Genomic DNA, 16351 nt, shown 5'->3' on the forward strand with positions numbered 1-16351 from the left:
GACGGCTACGGGGGCCCGCCCCGGCCCTCCTGGGTGGCCCAGGCGGGCCGGGCGGGCCGGGCGGGCCGGGTGACCTGGGCGGCCCGGGTGGGTCGGGTGACCCGGTTGGGCCAGGCAGCCCGGGCAGGCCGGGCAGGTCGGGCAGGCCGGGTGGGTCAGGCGGGCCGGGTGACCTGGGCGGCCCGGGTGGGTCGGGTGACCCGGTTGAGCCAGGCGGGCCAGGCGGCCCGGGTGACCCGGGCGGGCCAGGAAGGCCGGGTGACCCGGGTGGGCCGGGCGGGCGAGGTGGCCCGGGCGAGCCGGGTGGCTAGGGTGGCCCGGACCGTTCGGGTGGGCCTGGTGGGCCGGTGGGTTGGGTGTGAGTCAGGATGTTGCCGCGCTTGCCAGGCGGGTTGCGGGGGCGTCCCCGGGCCCCGTCGTTCGCGCGGCGAGCGCCACGGCCGGGACGGGCGGCAGCGGCTCGGTCACGGTGACCTCGCCCGCGATGGCCACCCGGGCGAGGAAGGCCCCGCGCTCGGGGCCCGCGCCGATGACGGAGAAGGCGGCGGTGTCACCCTCGCCGATCAGGCCGTTCACCACGTCCGTGTAGAAGAGCACCGGGGTCGCCGACGTGACGAGGTTGCCGAGCTCACGGGCGTGCGCCGGGGCCTTCGTCTCGTCCAGACCGGCGAGCTGGTGGTAGTCCTCGACCAGCGCCGGGCCCGCCTGGTGCGTGTAGATGCGCCTGACCTCGTCGACGAAGCCGGGCCGGTGCGCTTCCATCGTCAGCTGGTTGAGCATCATCCCGCGCGAGTAATAGCGGGCCAATTCCGGACCGTTGAGGCCGAACGCGGAGAGTTCCGCGGAACCGGGGAAGCCGGGCGGGTGCGCGGCGCCACCGCCGGGGTAATGGATGAGCGGATCGCTGAATCCCGGCTCGCCGCCGAATTCGAGGGAATCGCGCGAATAGAAGCCGAGCCCGTCGAAATCCTCGTCCCGCTCCAGGACGAGCGCGGTGGCGGCGTCGGAGAACAGCGCCCCGGAGCACCACAGGGTGTGCGCGAAGGGGTGCTCGCCGTTCCCGCCGCCGTAGGAGGCGATGATCCCGTTGTCGTCGATCCCGATCGGGCTGGCCGCGTTGTAGGTGACGACGAGGGCCCGCTTGGCGTCCGTCCGGGCCAGGTGCGCGGCCACCCGCGACAGGCCGCCGCAGCCGGCGCCGAGCTGGAACGGGGGCACGCTGTCCGGGATGCGCAGGTGCCGCAGCAGGTTGAAGGCGTCCTGGTCGAGCATGATCTCGTACGGGGTGCAGGTAGCGACGAAGACGGCGTCGATGTCCGCGGGCTCGGCGTGGGCGGAGCGCAGCGCCTGCCGCGCCACGGGGACGACCGCGTCGAGCGCCCCGAACCGCTCCCGGTCCCAGCTCTTGGACACGACCCCGAGGATCCGCTCGACGTCGGCGCCCCGGAGCTCCTCGCCGAGGCGGCGGCGGTGCGGGATGTGGGCGAGACGCGCCCAGTCGTCCACGGAGATGATCTCGCCTATCTGGGCTCCGATTCCGGAAATCCGGTACGGAAAGTCGTATGCGTGGGTCGTCGCGGAAGTCATGGTTCTCCGGTCCGTCGTTATTCCGAAGGGGACGGATTCAGAGAACACCAGGGCGTGGACCGGAAGAAGGAAATGCGTGACCGGAATGGTGAAAGCGTTGAACGGCGGCGACGCGGGGGATGGCGGCGGCGGGGGTGGCCGGCGCCGGCGGGCGCCGAACGACAGGCTGGCGGCGCTGCTGGCCGAAGCCGGGTGCACGGGGGCCGAGCTGGCCCGGAGCGTCAACGCCCTCGGGACCCTCCAGGGGCTCGCCCTGCGCTACGACCGCACCGCGGTGGCGCACTGGCTGTCGGGCACGCGCCCGCGTCCGCCGGTGCCGACGCTGATCGCGGCGGCGCTGACCGACCGCTGCGGGAGGCTGGTCACACCGCAGGAGGCGGGCCTCGCGGAGGCCGGGCCGGCGGACGGCGCCGCGTCCGGCGAGGGCTCCCCGACCGGTGACGCCGGTGCGGGTGCCGCCGCCGGTGCCGGGGCCGGGGCCGACTCGGAGGGGCTGCACCGGCTGGCCGTCCAGACCCTCGCGGACACCGACCCGCGCACCCGCCCCGGGCTGTTGCGCAGCCCGTACCGGCCGGGACCGGTCGTGGCCTGGCGGCCGGCGCGGGCGACCCCCGCACCGATGCCCGGTACCGCGCTCGCGCAGCTCGCGGCCCGGCGCCACCTCGCGGGGCACGCGGAGCAACTGCGCGCGCTCGTCCACAGCTTCGCCGGGCTGTACCTCACGCACGGCGGCGTCCACACCCGCGCGGCCCTGGCCGCCTGGCTGGCCCAGGACGCGGGCGCCTTCGCCGCACGCTGCCGGGCCCTCCCGGGGGGCTCGCCGGCCCACGGCCCCGGTCCGTCCGGCGCCCAAGTCCCCGGGGGCGGCGCTCCGCCGGCGGGTCCCGCTGCGCGGGCGGGGCGGGTGGCCGGTCCGGGGCTCGGGGCCGGTTCGGGTGGTGCCCGGGGTCTCGGTGGCGGGCTTCCCTCGGCGGGTGCCGGTGCGCGGGCGGGGCGGGCGGCCGGTTCGGGGCCCGGGGCCGGGCTGGCTCGGGATGGGGGTCTCGGCGGCGGTGGGGTTCCGGCGGCGGGTGCCGCCGGGCGGGCGGGGCGGGTGGCCGGTCCGGGGCTCGGGGTCGGTTCGGGTTGGGACGGGGGGCTCGGTGGCGGGGTTCCGCCGGCGGGTCCTGCCGCGCGGGCGGGTACGGGCGGCAGGGGGGCCGGGTCGGGGTCGGCCTCCGGGGCCGGGGCTGGGGCCGGGGCCGGGGACGATGCTCGGGAGGTGTTGTGCTGCTATGCCCAACTCGCGCACCTGCTCGCCGATATGACCGCCGACGCCGGGCACCACGGCCTGGCGCAGGAGTACCACGCCATATCCCTCGGGCTGGCCCGGCAGGCCGGGGACCGGCGGATGTACGCCATCACCCTGCGGGCCATGAGCACGCACGCGGGCCGGCTCGGGCAGCCCGCGCACGCGGACCGGCTGGCCCGGCTCGCCGTGGACACCGCGACCGGCGACGGGGACCCGGCCGTGCGGGCCTACCTCCTCGCCCAGCGCGCCGCGGCCCGCGCCCACGCGGGGGAGCGCTCCGCCGCCCTCGCCGATCTGGCGGCCGCCGACGAACTGCTCGCCCGCGCCCCGCAAGAGCCCGGGCCCTTCGACTCGTACGGCAAGGCCGACCTCGACTTCGCCCGCGCCCGGACCCACCTCGCACTCGGCGAGTACCCGGCCGCCGCCGACGCGCTCGAACAGTCGCTGCGCGCCCGGCCGCCCGGCCACCACCGGCCCACCGCGCTCACGCACGCGCTGCTCGCCGAGACCGTCCTGCGGCTCGGGCACCTCACCCGCGCCTGCGAACACTGGCGGGCCTTCCTCACCGCGCTCCCCGCCGTCCACTCCCGCGCGGCCCGCGAGGCGCTCGGGCGGCTGCTGCGCGACCTCACCCCGTACCGGCACGTCCGCGAGGTGGTCCCCACCCTGGCCATGGCCCGTGCCTTCGCGGAACGGCTCTGAGCAACGGCTAACGCCCGCGGTAGCGCCCTGGCGGTGTCCCGTACGCCCGCTTGAACGCGTGGGCGAAGGCGTACTCCGCGGTGTAGCCGGAGCGGCTCGCGATGACCGAGAGGGGAGTGTCGGTGGTGCGCAGCAGGCGCGCGGCCGTGGTCATGCGCCACCACGTGAGGTACGCGAGCGGGGGCTGCCCGACGCGTTGGCGGAACCGGCGGGCGAAGGCGGCCCGGGACAGCCCCGCCCGCGCGGCGAGGGCGGCGACCGTCCAGGGGTGGTGCGGCTCGCCGTGCATGGCCGCCAGGGCAGTGCCGACGGCGGGGTCGGCGAGCGCCGCCGCCCAGCCGCTTCCGCCGGGTGAGCTCCCGCCGGGCGAGCCCGCATCGTCCACGTGTGCCCGCAGTACGTACAGCAACAGCGCGTCCAGCAGCGCCGGCAGCAGCGTGTCCGTCCCCAGCCCGGGCGCCTGCGCCTCCCGCGCCAGCAGGGCCACCGCCTCGGCCACCCCGGGCCGCCCGCCGGGAAGGTGCAGCACCTCCGGGAGTTCCCGCAGCAGCGGGTGCGCGTGTTCGGGGTCGAGGCGGTAGCCGGCGCACAGCGTGACGGTCGCCGGTCCGTCGCCGGGTTCCCCGACGGTGTCGCGGACCAGCAGGGCGGGCCGTCCCGCGGGCAGCACGGGCGGCCCGGCCACGGCCGCGGAGGCGTCGGAGGCCAGCGCGTAGCCGTGCCCGTGCGGCAGGAACAGCACGTCCCCGGCGTTCAGCCTCAGCCGCACGGGACTCGCGGGAGCGTCCGCCACCAGCAGACAGCTGCCGCTCAGCACCACCTGCACCCCGGCCGACCCGGGGACCGCCGGGAACATCTGGCCCCAGGGCGCGTGCCACCGTACGAGCGCCGATGTGGGCTCGCCCGTGCGCATGAGGGCGATGACATCGCTGAGTACGTCCACGGCGCGCAGCCTAGCGGGAGACGATCACGCAGGAATCGGAGACCCTCACGCATGGATCGTCCACATCCCGGCCCCTAGCGTCGAGGCATGAACGAAAACGGCACCGACACCACCATGCGAGCGGCCCGCTTCCACGCCTACGGGGGCCCCGCCGTCATCCGCTGCGAAGAGGTCCCGCGCCCGGTCCCGGCCCCCGGCGAGGTGCTCGTGGAGGTGGCGGCCACCTCCTTCAACCCCTCCGAACTCGCCTTGCGGGCGGGGCTGTTGCGGACCGTCCTCCCGCTGGACCTGCCGCACACCCCGGGCTGGGACCTGGCCGGCACGGTCGTCGCCACCGGCGAGCGGGTGATCGGGCGGCTCGACGGGGGCGGCGCCGCGGCCCGGTACGTGGCGGTGGACCCCGAACTCCTCGTCCCGGCACCGCAGTCCGTCCCGCTCACCGCGGCGGCCGCGATCCCGGTGGCCGGACTGACCGCCTGGCAGGCCCTGTTCGAGGGGGCCCGGATCGGCGCGGGGGCCCGGCGCAGCCGGATCCTGATCGTCGGGGCGAGCGGCGGCGTCGGATCATTCGCGGTGCAGCTCGCGCGGTGGGCCGGGGCCACGGTCCTCACGGCCCCGGACGGCGAGCCCCTGGACGTCGTGCTCAACCTGGCCCCGATCACGGCCGAAGCGGCCGCGGCCCTGCCCGCGCTGCTGCGCCCCGGCGGGACGGCGGTGTCCGTGGCGACCCCGATCCCCGGCGGGATCCACCTGGTGGCCCGCCCGGACACCGGGCAGCTGTCGCGCCTGGTCGCGCTGGTCGACGCGGGCGAGCTCGCGGTGAACCCCGCGGCGGTCCGTCCGCTGGCCGAGCTGGCCGACGTACACGCGGAAGCGGAGGCGGGAACTCTCCCGCGCGGGAAGACGATCCTGGTCCCCGTCCCGTAGGGGCCGGGTCAGGGGTGGACCGGGGGAGGGCCCGGATGGCCGGGCGGGAGGCCGTCCGTAGCGTCGTGGACATGCCGAATTACGGGAAGACCGGGAAGAGTGAGAGCGAGAACGGCGCGCACGGCGAGGGCGGCGCGCACGGCGAGAGCGGCGCGCACAGCGGGAACGGCCCGCACCGGGCGGACGGACAGAAGCGCCGGATGCCGCGCTGGAAGAAGGCACTTGTGGCCCTCGGAGCCGTCGCCGGCGTGTTCGTCCTCGCCATCGGCGGGCTTTTCACCTGGCTCTACACCGGAGCCGAGGTGTCCACCGTCGGCGCCGTGGACTTCCACAACGCGCTGCGCGTGCCGCCGCTCGCCCCGTCCACCGTCGACGCCGACGGGACGCGCGTCTTCGACCTGCGGATGCAGCAGGGGCGGACGGAGTTCGAACCCGGCGTCCAGACCCCCACCTGGGGCTTCAACGGCAGCTACCTCGGCCCCACCCTGCGCGCGGCGAAGGGCGAGAAGGTCCGGGTCAAGATAGCCAACACGCTCCCGGAGGAGTCCACGGTCCACTGGCACGGCATGCACCTGCCCGCCAAGATGGACGGCGGCCCGCACCAGATGGTGCCCGCGGGCGGCAGCTGGGCACCGGAGTGGATGGTCAACCAGCCCGCCGCCACCCTCTGGTATCACCCGCACCCGCACGGTGCCACCGAGACGCACGTCCAGCGGGGCCTCGCGGGCATGTTCCTCCTCGACGACGAGGAGAGCGGCAGGCTCGGCCTGCCGGGCATGTACGGGGTCGACGACGTGCCCGTCATCGTGCAGGACGTGCGGTTCGACGGCGCGCGGTTCGACCACGGCCACCAGCTCATGCGGAACGTCGGGTTCCTGGGCGACCGGACGATGGTCAACGGCACCCTCGACCCGTACCTCACCGTCGGCGACGAACTGGTCCGGCTGCGGCTGCTGAACGCCTCCACCGCCCGCGTGTACACCTTCGGCTTCGACGACGGCCGCCCGTTCCAGCAGATCGCCTCCGACGGCGGCCTCCTCGAAGCCCCGCACACGACCGACCGGCTGCGGCTGTCCCCGGGGGAGCGCGCGGAGATCGTCGTACGGATGGAGCCGGGCGGGCGGACCGTCCTGCGCTCCTACCCCCTGGACGCCGGACTGGACTTCTGGAACCAGCGCTTCGGGGGCGGCGACGACTCCTTCGACGTCATGGAGCTGCGCGCCGCGCCCACCCTGCGCCCCTCGCCGGCCGTCCCGGCGGCGCTGACCCGGTCGGCCCTGCCCACGGGCGGGGACTCGGTCCGCAACCGCTTCTTCGAGCTGAAGATGTCAGGGATCAACGGCCGGAAGATGGACATGGCCCGGGTGGACGAGACGGTCACCCGGGGCACCGCCGAGACCTGGACGCTGCGCAACGAAGACGGGATGCCGCACAACTTCCACGTCCACGACGTGCAGTTCCGCATCCTGGATGTCGACGGGAAGACCCCGCCGCCGCACCTGCGCGGCCCCAAGGACACCGTGTTCATCCCGTCCGGTTCGACCGTCCGCATCGCGATGCGCTTCGACGGGCCTGCCGATCCGGACGTCCCGTACATGTACCACTGCCACCTGCTGTACCACGAGGACGAGGGAATGATGGGCCAGTTCGTGGTCGTGGACCCGGGCGGCACCGCGGGCACCCCGAAGCCGCCGGCCGGCGGCTCGCACCAGCACTAGCTCACATCACGACGAGGGCCACCGCCGCCCCCATCGCAACGGCGGCGAGGTGCACGGCGGGGTGGCCGTAGTCGCCGGACCAGAGGTGGCGGGCCAGGCCGCCGAGCGCGGCCAGAGCGGCGATGACACCGATCTGGCCGAACAGGGTGACGGCGGTGAAGGGGGCCAGGAGCAGCAGGAGCGAATTCAGCCAGAACGGGGCGGCGCCCGTCCATCCTCGCCATTCCCTGATCGCCGTCGGCATGTACTACCGGCCCCCTCGATGTGGAGTTGTCGTCAACTCGCAGGCTGCAAAGCCTCCTTGGGAGCGGCCGACGGCACAAGAGCGCGTTCGGCGAGAAAACCGAAGGCGAGGCCGAAAGTCGTCCACAGCGCGGTCTGGATGGCCAGCGACGCGAGGCGGAACTCCCAGATCAGCGCGGCCGGGAAGTCCGCCGGGACCTCGTTGATGCCGGGCAGGACGGCGTACGAGATTCCGACGAGCAGGACGAAGCCCAGGCCGGCGACGACCGAGGCGTTCCAGTTGCCGAGCTTCGGCGCGAGCCGCCGGCCGAGGATCAGCGCACCCGCCGCGAGCAGTGCGCTCAGGGCGATCATCAGCAGGTACAGGGCGGTCCGCCGGGCGGCCGTGTCGGGGTCGCCGACGGCCGGCGGGTTGGCCGGGTACTTGAAGAACGGCACCAGGGTGACCGTGACGAACAGGCCGGTGGTGACCAGCGCGGCCGTGGCCCGCGGGCCGAACCGGCCGATGCGGCCCAGGGCGTAGCAGTAGACGAGCGCGGCGATGCCGCCGAGCGCGACCCCGTAGAGCAGGACGCCCGTGCCGAGGCCGGCCGTCGCCTGGAGGGCCCGGCTGACCGGGGCCTCCTCGCCGTGGCTGTGGGCGGCCGCGGCGTCGGCGGCGTGCTCGTGGGCGGAGGCGGCGGCCTGGCCGGCCTCCTCGATGGCGATGGCCGCGTCCACCTTGGCCTCACCGAGGAGGTAGGCGACGAGGAACGCGACCGCGCCGGCGAGCAGGCCGGCGAGCATGCCCCGGACCAGCAGGGTGCGGGGGGAGACAGGGTTCATGGAGTTGTGTTCCCTTGCGGAGACGGGGGATCAGGCAGGGGAATCAGTGGCAGGGGAAGCCGAGCAGGTGGCGGCCGTCGTGCAGCCACTCGTGCACGGTCTCGCCCTCGAAGACGGCGGTGGCGCCCTGCTCGATGCCGATGAAGTACAGCAGGACCAGCATGAGGACGGCGACGAAGGCCGCCCAGGGGGCGAGCGCGGAGAGCGAAATCGGGGCGACGGCGGGAGCCGTCGTGGGCACGGCGGAGTGGGCCATGGCTGAAACCTCCAGAGGGAACACGCGTCCCGGTCAGTGGTGCTCGCGACGACGGTGGCGGGTCTGACTTACCTCCCCCTCCGGGAGGATTCACAGTGGCGCGACCGTGCCGGATTCTCACCGATGCTTCCGTCGTACCGTCGTCATGTAGTTATGTCGTCCGAGACCGTACCGCGCTTACGCTCCCCTTATGAACCCCCCATCGGTACGAGTTCATCTCGTGAGACCCCCACTGGACGCGGCTGCCCGCCAGGGACGCTTCGGAAACCCTGAATCCGGCGGCATCGCGGGCCCCGACGGGCTGCGCGGCCTGGACGCGGGGGAGTGGGCGGGGCGGACGCTGGAGGAGGTGGCGGCCGCGGATCCGGCGGGGGTGCACGCCTGGCTGACGGATCCCGCGTACGCGCCGCCGGGCGGCGAGTCGGTGGCCGCGCTGATCGCGCGCGTCGGGGCGGAGCTGGCCGGCCTGGCGCCGGGCACGCACCGGTTCGTGGTCGAGCAGGCCGTCGTGCGCGCGGCCGTGGTGCACGCGCTGGAGCTGCCGGCGCCGGCCTTCTGGCGGCTCGACGTACGGCCGGAGTCGGTGACCACCCTCACCGGGCGGGCGGGCCGCTGGAACCTGCTGGTCGGACAGCAGAACGGCCCGGACCCCGCGACGCGGTCCGGGCCGAACTGAGGTTGCCGAGCAGCGGTCCTAGGCGACGATCCAGTCGGAGGTCGCGATGACCGGCTGGACGCCGTCACGGTGGATGGTGCCCTCGATCAGGCCGTACGGGCGGTCGGCCGCGAAGTAGACCTCGTTGTCGTTCTTGAGGCCGAAGGGCTCCAGGTCGACGAGGAAGTGGTGCTTGTTGGGGAGGTTGAGGCGGACCTCGTTGACCTTGGGGCAGGTGTCGAGCACGCGCTCGGCCATCTGGTTCAGGGTCTGCTGCAGGGAGTACGAGTAGGTCTCCGCGAAGGCCTCGAGCATGTTCTTGCGGACCTTCTTGTACGACGCGTCCCAGTCGTACTCGGTGTCGTCCGCGGCGAGCGCCGAGTGGGCCCAGCGCGCGGTGACCTTGGTCGCCAGGATGCGGTCGTACGCCTCCTGCAACGTCGTGTACTTGTCCTTGATGTAGCCGTGGAACTCGGAGTTCGTCGAGTTCATCACGGTCAGGTCCTTCAGACCCGAGATGACCTGGAGACCCGTGGACTCGCTGTAGGTGATCTGCGCGGTGCGCACTTCCTGGCCCTTGCGGGCGAAGGAGTGCTGCTCCTTGCGGGTGGGGACGGGGAGCCGCTCCCAGGCGAACTCCTCGATGCGGATCTGCGCCTCGCGGATCGGCGACTGGGAGGAGACGAAGTGCTTGGCGAGCAGGATGCCGAACGCCTCGGGAGAGGAGATGCCGTGCTCCTTGCCGAACGCGTACACCGTGTTCTTGGTGGTGTCGGTCGGCAGGCAGTTGGCGTTGTCACCGGTCAGGTGGACGTCGCGGAACTCGCCGCGCAGCGCCACCGAGACGTTGAGGTCGCGGATCTCGTGCCAGGAACCGTCGCTGCCCTTGCGGGTGACGTGGACGATGCGGTTCTCGGCCTTGCCGTACTGGTTCTGGCCCAGGACGTGCTTGCTCATGGCTGTCTTCCTTCGGGTACACGGAGTCCGACTGACTGGATCCCGTACGCCCGGCGTCCAGCGGAAGGCCCGCTCCCCGCCGTTCGGTCACGGAGGACCGCCCCGGGACTGACGTGCATCCCGGTCCGTAGGTGCTCTGTCGGATTTCAGCACGTTCACGTGGTGTTCGTAATGGCGCGGAACGTCCAAGACAGGCACCCACGGCTTGGGCGACCCTACATTTTCGCAGGTCAGGCCATGTGCGCATCGGCCACGGAGAGGGCCTCGTCGAGGATCTCCAGACCGCGCGCGACATCCTCGGCCGAGATGTTGCAGGGCGGTGCGACGTGGATCCGGTTGCCCGCGATCAGCGGCCAGAGCCCGCCCTTCTTGCAGGCGGCCCCGAAGGCGGCCATCGGCGCGTTGTCGGCCCCGGCGGCGTTGTACGGGACGAGCGGCTCGCGCGTCTCCGCGTTCCGTACGAGCTCCAGCGCCCAGAAGGTGCCCAGGCCCCGGACCTCGCCGACCGAGGGGTGCCGCTCGGCGAGCGCGCGCAGGCCGGGGCCCAGCAGCTCGGAGCCGGTGCGGGCGGACTGCTCGACGACGCCCTCCTCGGCCATGACGCTGAGGGTGGCGACGGCGGCGGCGCAGGCCAGCACGTGCCCGGAGTACGTCAGTCCGCCCGGGTAGGGGCGGGTGGCGAAGGTCGCGGCGACCGCGGGCGAGATGGCCACGCCGCCGAGGGGCACGTAGCCGCTGTTGACGCCCTTGGCGAAGCAGAGCAGGTCGGGGACCACGCCCCAGTGGTCGGCGGCGAACCAGGCGCCGGTGCGGCCGAAGCCGACCATGACCTCGTCCAGGACGAGCAGGATGCCGTAGCGGTCGCAGAGGGCGCGCACGCCGGGCAGGTAGCCGTCGGGGTGCACGAGGACGCCGGGGGCGCCGCCGACGGTCTCCAGGACGATCGCGGCGATGGACTGCGGGCCCTCGAAGACGATGGTGTCCTCGAGGTGGCGCAGGGCGCGCTCGCACTCCTCGGCCTCGTTCGCCGCGTAGAAGGGCGAGCGGTAGGCGAAGGGCCCCCAGAAGTGGACGACGCCGGCGGTGGCGGTGTCGTTGCCGAAGCGGCGGGCGTCACCGGTGAGGTTGATCGCGGTGGAGGTGGCCCCGTGGTAGGAGCGGTACGCGGACATCACCTTGGGCCGGCCGGTGTGCAGCCGGGCCATGCGGACGGCGTTCTCCACGGCCTCGGCCCCGCCGTTGGTGAAGAAGATCTTGTCGAGTTCGCCCGGGGTGCGTTCGGCGATCAGCCGGGCCGCCTCGGAGCGCACGTCGACGGCGAAGCCGGGCGCGACGGTGCACAGCTTGGCCGCCTGCTCCTGGATGGCCGCGGTGACCTTGGGGTGCTGGTAGCCGATGTTGGTGTAGACGAGGGCGCTCGAGAAGTCGAGGTAGCGGTTCCCGTCGTAGTCCCAGAAGTACGATCCCTCGGCCCCGGCCACGGCGAGCGGGTCGATGAGCTCCTGCGCCGACCACGAGTGGAAAACGTGCTTCCGGTCTGCAGCCTTGACTGCGTCTTTTGCGGCGGCGAGGGCGTCGGCGACTGTGTTCATAAAGAGAGGGTAGTCGTCCAGGATGTGGACACGGGGTCGTGTCCACACCACGGGACGGCCCCGGGCGCCGCCGATCTGACCAGGGGGGTCACACGATGTGTCGGCCGCCGTCGACGGTGAGGACGTCCCCCGTCGTGTAGGCGGCGTTGACCAGGTAGAGGGCGGCTTCCGCGACGTCCTCGGGGGTGCCGACGCGGCGCAGCGGGGTGTTCTCGGTGATCCAGTCGCGGGAGCTCTCCCAGACCTGCTCGGCGTCCTCGTACCAGGGGGTGTCGATGAGGCCGGGGGCCACCGCGTTGACGCGGATGGCGGGGCCGAGCTGGGAGGCGAGCAGGCGGGTCATGTGGTTGACCGCGGCCTTGCTGACGGCGTACGGGACGGAGCTTCCGAGCGCGCGGGCGGCCGAGACGGAGGAGATGTTGACGACCGAGGCCGATCCGGACTTCCGCAGGTGGGGAGCGGCGGCGGTGATCATCTGCCAGGCGCCGATGACGTTGACGTCGAAGATCTCGCGCCAGGCGCCGGCGTCCGCGGCCTCCAGGTCGTCGAGCGGGATGAAGCGGGTCACGCCCGCGTTGTTGACCAGGATGTCCAGGCGGCCGTGGGCGTCGACGGCGCTCTGCACGATCCGCCGGGCGTCCGCCGCGTCGGCCACGTCGCCCTGTACGTAGACGGCTCCGGGCAGCTCGGCGGCCAGTGCCCGGCCGGCGCTCTCGCTGCGGGCGGAGTTGATGACGACGCGGATGCCTTCGGCGCTCAGCCGGCGGGCGATGGCGGCGCCGATTCCGGACGAGGAACCGGTGATCAGGGCGACGCGGATCTCGGCCATGGGTCTTCCTCCTGGGCAGTCCTTGATCGTGGCGGGCGGACGCGATCTTAACTTACCGCATCGCGGAATTTTGTTTCCGAGATGTGAAAGTTCTGGGGTGGGCGTCAGGGAGTCGTCAAGGGCGGGTCCGTGGGCGTATGAGGCCCGTCAAGGGGAGCTGTGAGCGCCGGAAAAGGAGGTCCACTCGGAGTTGTCCGATTTTCACCCCTCGCACCCTCCGGGAGCTCACGATGGCCGACCTGGCCTTCGTCGCCGCCACGATCGCGCTGTTCGCGCTGGTGGCCCTCATCGCCAAGGGGGTGGCCAAGCTGTGAGCGTCGAAAGCGTCGTCGGTCTGCTGGTCGCCGTCTCCCTCCTGGGCTATCTCGTCCTCGCCCTCGTGTACCCGGAGAGGTTCTGAGCACTGATGAGTCCCGTCCTCGCCGGGGTGCTCCAACTGCTCGCGCTGGTCGCGGCACTGGCCCTCGCCTACCGCCCGCTGGGCGAGTACATGGCCCGCGTCTACTCCTCGCCGAAGCACTGCGCACCCGAGAAGTGGATCTACAAGGCGATCGGCGCCAACCCCGACGCCGAGATGCGCTGGCCGGCGTACCTGAGGAGCGTCCTCGCCTTCTCCGCGGTGGGCGTCCTCTTCCTCTACCTGCTCCAGCGCGTGCAGGGCGTCCTGCCCGGCTCCCTCGGCTTCGCCTCCGTCAAGCCGGACCAGGCCTTCAACACCGCCGTCTCCTTCGTGGCGAACACGAACTGGCAGTCGTACGCCGGTGAGCAGACCATGGGCCACGTCGTGCAGACGGGCGGCCTGGCGGTGCAGAACTTCGTGTCCGCCGCGGTCGGCATGGCCGTCGCCGTGGCCCTCGTACGGGGCTTCGCCCGCTCCCGCACCGGCGAACTGGGCAACTTCTGGTCCGACCTGGTGCGCGGCACCTTCCGCATCCTGCTGCCGCTGGCCGTCGTCGGTGCGGTCGTCCTGGTCGCCACCGGCGTCATCCAGAACTTCGCCGGCATCCACGAGGTCGGCCAGTTCTTGAATGGGCACAGCGCGGGCGGCACCCAGCAGTGGAACGGCGGCGCGGTCGCCAACCAGGAGGTCATCAAGGAGCTGGGCACCAACGGCGGCGCCTACTTCAACGCCAACTCCGCCCACCCCTTCGAGAACCCGACCCCCTTCTCGAACCTCTTCGAGATCTTCCTGATCCTGCTGATCCCCTTCGCGCTGACCCGCACCTTCGGCCGCATGGTCGGCTCCGTCAGGCAGGGCTACGCGATCCTCGCCACCATGGCCACCATCTGGCTCGGCTTCACCGCCCTGATGATGTGGACGGAGTTCGCCCACCACGGCCCCGCGCTCCAGGCCGCGGGCGGCGCCATGGAGGGCAAGGAGACCCGGTTCGGGATCGGCGCGTCCGCGATCTTCTCGGTCGCGACCACGCTCACCTCGACCGGCTCGGTCAACTCCTTCCACTCCTCCTACACCGGGCTCGGCGGCGGCATCCAGCTGCTGGGCATGCAGCTCGGCGAGATCGCGCCCGGCGGCGTCGGCTCCGGCCTCTACGGCATGCTGATCATGGCGGTCATCGCGGTGTTCATCGCAGGCCTGATGGTCGGCCGCACTCCCGAGTACCTGGGCAAGAAGATCGGCACCCGCGAGATCAAGTTCGCGGCCTGCTACATCCTCGTCACCCCGGCGGTCGTCCTCGGCCTCACGGCCCTCGCGATGGCCCTGCCCACGCCGGTCCACTCGATGGCCAACGGCGGCGCGCACGGCTTCTCGGAGGTCCTCTACGCCTACACCTCCGCCGGGAACAACAACGGCTCGGCCTTCGCGGGCCTGAACGCCGACACCCAGTGGTTCAACACGACCACCGGCATCGCGATGCTGCTCGGCCGCTTCCTGCCGATGGTCTTCGTCCTCGCGCTGGCCGGCTCGCTCGCCGAACAGACGCCCGTCCCCGTCACGGCGGGCACGCTCCGCACCGAGAAGGCGCTGTTCACGGGCCTGCTCGTCGGCACCATCCTCATCGTCACCGGCCTCACCTACTTCCCGGCCCTCGCGCTGGGTCCGCTTGCCGAAGGGCTCGCCTCATGAGCACCATCACCCCCACCCGCGCGCCCCGCCAGGACGCACCCTCCGGCCACGCGGAGCCCGACCAGGGCCGGGTCGGCGGGGGCCTGTTCGACCCGAAGCAGCTGCTGAAGTCCTTCCCTGACGCCGTGCGCAAGCTCGACCCGCGCGTGATGGTCAAGTCGCCGGTCATGTTCGTCGTCCTGATCGGCTCGGTGGTCACGACCGCCCTCGCGCTGAAGGACCCCACCGACTGGTTCGGCTGGGCCATCACGGCCTGGCTGTGGCTGACCACGATCTTCGCGAACCTCGCGGAGGCCGTCGCCGAAGGCCGCGGCAAGGCCCAGGCGGACACCCTGCGCAAGGCCAAGACCGACACGGTGGCGCGCAGGCTGACCCGGGACGGCACGGGCGAGGAGCAGGTCCCCGGCACCGAGCTGCGCATCGGCGACCTGGTGGTCTGCGAGGCCGGCGACGTCATCCCGGGCGACGGTGACGTCGTCGAGGGCGTCGCGTCCGTGGACGAGTCCGCCATCACGGGCGAGTCCGCGCCGGTGATCCGCGAGTCGGGCGGCGACCGCTCGGCCGTCACCGGCGGTACGAAGGTGCTGTCGGACCGGATCGTCATCAAGATCACGACGAAGCCGGGCGAGACCTTCATCGACCGCATGATCAACCTGGTCGAGGGCGCCGCCCGGCAGAAGACCCCCAACGAGATCGCGCTCAACATCCTCCTCGCCTCGCTGACCATCGTCTTCCTGCTCGCGGTCGTCACCCTCCAGCCCTTCGCGATCTACGCGGGCGCCAAGCAGTCCATGATCGTGCTGACCGCCCTGCTGGTCTGCCTCATCCCGACCACCATCGGCGCCCTGCTCTCCGCCATCGGGATCGCGGGCATGGACCGCCTCGTGCAGCGCAACGTCCTCGCCATGTCGGGCCGCGCGGTGGAAGCCGCGGGCGACGTCTCGACCCTGCTGCTCGACAAGACGGGCACCATCACCCTCGGCAACCGCCAGGCCTCCGAGTTCGTACCGGTCAAGGGCACGACGGCGGCGGAGCTCGCCGACGCCGCCCAGCTGTCCTCCCTCGCCGACGAGACGCCCGAGGGCCGCTCGATCGTGGTCCTGGCGAAGGAGAAGTACGGGCTGCGCGAGCGCCATCAGGGCGAGCTGGCCCACGCCACCTGGATCGAGTTCACCGCCCAGACCCGTATGTCGGGCGTCGACGTCGACGGCAGGCAGACCCGCAAGGGCGCCGCCGGATCCGTCATCAGCTGGGTGGGGGAGCAGGGCGGCGAGGTCGCCGAGGACGCGGAGCTCCTCGCCGACACGATCTCCGAGGCCGGGGGCACCCCGCTCCTGGTCGCCGTCAAGGACGACAGGGGAGCCAGGATCCTCGGCGTCATCCACCTCAAGGACGTCGTCAAGGAGGGCATGCGCGAGCGGTTCGACGAGCTGCGCCGCATGGGCATCAAGACCGTCATGATCACGGGTGACAACCCGCTGACCGCCAAGGCCATCGCCGAAGAGGCGGGCGTCGACGACTTCCTCGCGGAGGCGACTCCCGAGGACAAGATGGCCCTCATCAAGCGGGAACAGGCCGGCGGCAAGCTCGTCGCGATGACCGGCGACGGCACCAACGACGCCCCCGCCCTCGCCCAGGCCGACGTCGGCCTGTACGGCGTGGGCGGCCTGATCGCCCCGTTCATCGGCATCAAGCTCATCGACCTGCTCCTCTCCCTCATCCCCGGGCTCGCCTGAATTT

16 protein-coding genes are annotated in these 16351 nt (G+C 72.6%); 8 read left to right on the forward strand and 8 right to left on the reverse strand.

The window, feature by feature from the left end:
* Nucleotides 1-363 precede the first annotated feature (363 nt).
* Complete coding sequence (locus tag AB0O21_RS01190) at nt 364-1587, reverse strand: 3-oxoacyl-[acyl-carrier-protein] synthase III C-terminal domain-containing protein (protein ID WP_365164679.1); 1224 nt, start codon at nt 1585-1587, stop codon at nt 364-366.
* Between the two features lie 85 nt (nt 1588-1672).
* On the opposite strand from AB0O21_RS01190, the gene AB0O21_RS01195 reads away from it, so the two are divergent.
* Nucleotides 1673-3580, forward strand: coding sequence for a hypothetical protein (locus AB0O21_RS01195; RefSeq protein WP_365165416.1), 1908 nt, complete (start codon nt 1673-1675; stop codon nt 3578-3580).
* A gap of 7 nt (nt 3581-3587) precedes the next feature.
* On the opposite strand, the gene AB0O21_RS01200 is transcribed toward AB0O21_RS01195, so the two are convergent.
* On the reverse strand, nt 3588-4523 hold the full coding sequence (locus AB0O21_RS01200; RefSeq protein ID WP_365164682.1) for an AraC family transcriptional regulator: 936 nt from the start codon (nt 4521-4523) through the stop codon (nt 3588-3590).
* Between the two features lie 87 nt (nt 4524-4610).
* Here AB0O21_RS01200 and AB0O21_RS01205 point away from each other — a divergent pair, with 87 nt between their 5' ends.
* Both AB0O21_RS01205 and AB0O21_RS01210 read left to right on the forward strand, forming a co-directional pair.
* Complete coding sequence (locus tag AB0O21_RS01205; RefSeq protein WP_365164684.1) at nt 4611-5450, forward strand: NADP-dependent oxidoreductase; 840 nt, start codon at nt 4611-4613, stop codon at nt 5448-5450.
* Nucleotides 5451-5521: 71 nt separating this feature from the next.
* Nucleotides 5522-7168 carry a multicopper oxidase domain-containing protein gene (locus AB0O21_RS01210; RefSeq protein WP_365164686.1) on the forward strand — a complete coding sequence of 549 codons (1647 nt, stop codon included), beginning with the start codon at nt 5522-5524 and terminating at the stop codon, nt 7166-7168.
* Nucleotide 7169: 1 nt separating this feature from the next.
* Here the strand turns inward: AB0O21_RS01210 and AB0O21_RS01215 are convergent, their stop codons facing one another.
* Genes AB0O21_RS01215 through AB0O21_RS01225 form a run of 3 tightly spaced genes read right to left on the reverse strand, consistent with a single transcriptional unit; the run spans nt 7170 to nt 8492 of the window.
* Nucleotides 7170-7412 (reverse strand): hypothetical protein, encoded by a 243-nt coding sequence (locus AB0O21_RS01215; RefSeq protein ID WP_365164688.1) that lies wholly within the window; start codon nt 7410-7412, stop codon nt 7170-7172.
* A 32-nt stretch (nt 7413-7444) separates the two neighbouring features.
* A complete protein-coding gene (locus AB0O21_RS01220; RefSeq protein ID WP_365164691.1) occupies nt 7445-8236 on the reverse strand; it encodes a CbtA family protein in 792 nt (263 codons plus the stop codon).
* 43 nt (nt 8237-8279) lie between these two features.
* The gene (locus AB0O21_RS01225; RefSeq protein ID WP_365164693.1) at nt 8280-8492 is read right to left on the reverse strand and encodes a CbtB-domain containing protein; all 213 of its coding nucleotides are present in this window, start codon (nt 8490-8492) and stop codon (nt 8280-8282) included.
* A gap of 220 nt (nt 8493-8712) precedes the next feature.
* Here AB0O21_RS01225 and AB0O21_RS01230 point away from each other — a divergent pair, with 220 nt between their 5' ends.
* Nucleotides 8713-9168 (forward strand): histidine phosphatase family protein, encoded by a 456-nt coding sequence (locus AB0O21_RS01230; RefSeq protein WP_365164696.1) that lies wholly within the window; start codon nt 8713-8715, stop codon nt 9166-9168.
* 18 nt (nt 9169-9186) lie between these two features.
* Here the strand turns inward: AB0O21_RS01230 and pucL are convergent, their stop codons facing one another.
* The 3 genes from pucL to AB0O21_RS01245 all read right to left on the reverse strand — a co-directional run bounded on the left by pucL (nt 9187) and on the right by AB0O21_RS01245 (nt 12525).
* Nucleotides 9187-10104, reverse strand: coding sequence for a factor-independent urate hydroxylase (pucL, locus tag AB0O21_RS01235; protein WP_365164698.1), 918 nt, complete (start codon nt 10102-10104; stop codon nt 9187-9189).
* 230 nt (nt 10105-10334) lie between these two features.
* Entirely contained in the window at nt 10335-11696 is a 1362-nt protein-coding gene (locus AB0O21_RS01240) for an aspartate aminotransferase family protein (protein ID WP_365164701.1), read from the reverse strand.
* 88 nt (nt 11697-11784) lie between these two features.
* Complete coding sequence (locus AB0O21_RS01245; protein ID WP_365164703.1) at nt 11785-12525, reverse strand: SDR family oxidoreductase; 741 nt, start codon at nt 12523-12525, stop codon at nt 11785-11787.
* 137 nt (nt 12526-12662) lie between these two features.
* On the opposite strand from AB0O21_RS01245, the gene AB0O21_RS01250 reads away from it, so the two are divergent.
* Genes AB0O21_RS01250 through kdpB form a run of 4 tightly spaced genes read left to right on the forward strand, consistent with a single transcriptional unit; the run spans nt 12663 to nt 16347 of the window.
* A complete protein-coding gene (locus AB0O21_RS01250; protein ID WP_365164706.1) occupies nt 12663-12839 on the forward strand; it encodes a hypothetical protein in 177 nt (58 codons plus the stop codon).
* On the forward strand, nt 12836-12925 hold the full coding sequence (kdpF, locus tag AB0O21_RS01255) for a K(+)-transporting ATPase subunit F (RefSeq protein WP_365164708.1): 90 nt from the start codon (nt 12836-12838) through the stop codon (nt 12923-12925). Before AB0O21_RS01250 ends, kdpF begins: the two co-directional genes overlap by 4 nt.
* A 6-nt stretch (nt 12926-12931) precedes the next feature.
* Entirely contained in the window at nt 12932-14611 is a 1680-nt protein-coding gene (gene kdpA, locus AB0O21_RS01260; protein WP_365164710.1) for a potassium-transporting ATPase subunit KdpA, read from the forward strand.
* A complete protein-coding gene (kdpB, locus tag AB0O21_RS01265) occupies nt 14608-16347 on the forward strand; it encodes a potassium-transporting ATPase subunit KdpB (protein WP_365164712.1) in 1740 nt (579 codons plus the stop codon). Before kdpA ends, kdpB begins: the two co-directional genes overlap by 4 nt.
* Nucleotides 16348-16351: the final 4 nt, after the last annotated feature.

The organism is Streptomyces sp. NPDC091371 (genome assembly GCF_040684275.1).
Taxonomy (GTDB): domain Bacteria; phylum Actinomycetota; class Actinomycetes; order Streptomycetales; family Streptomycetaceae; genus Streptomyces.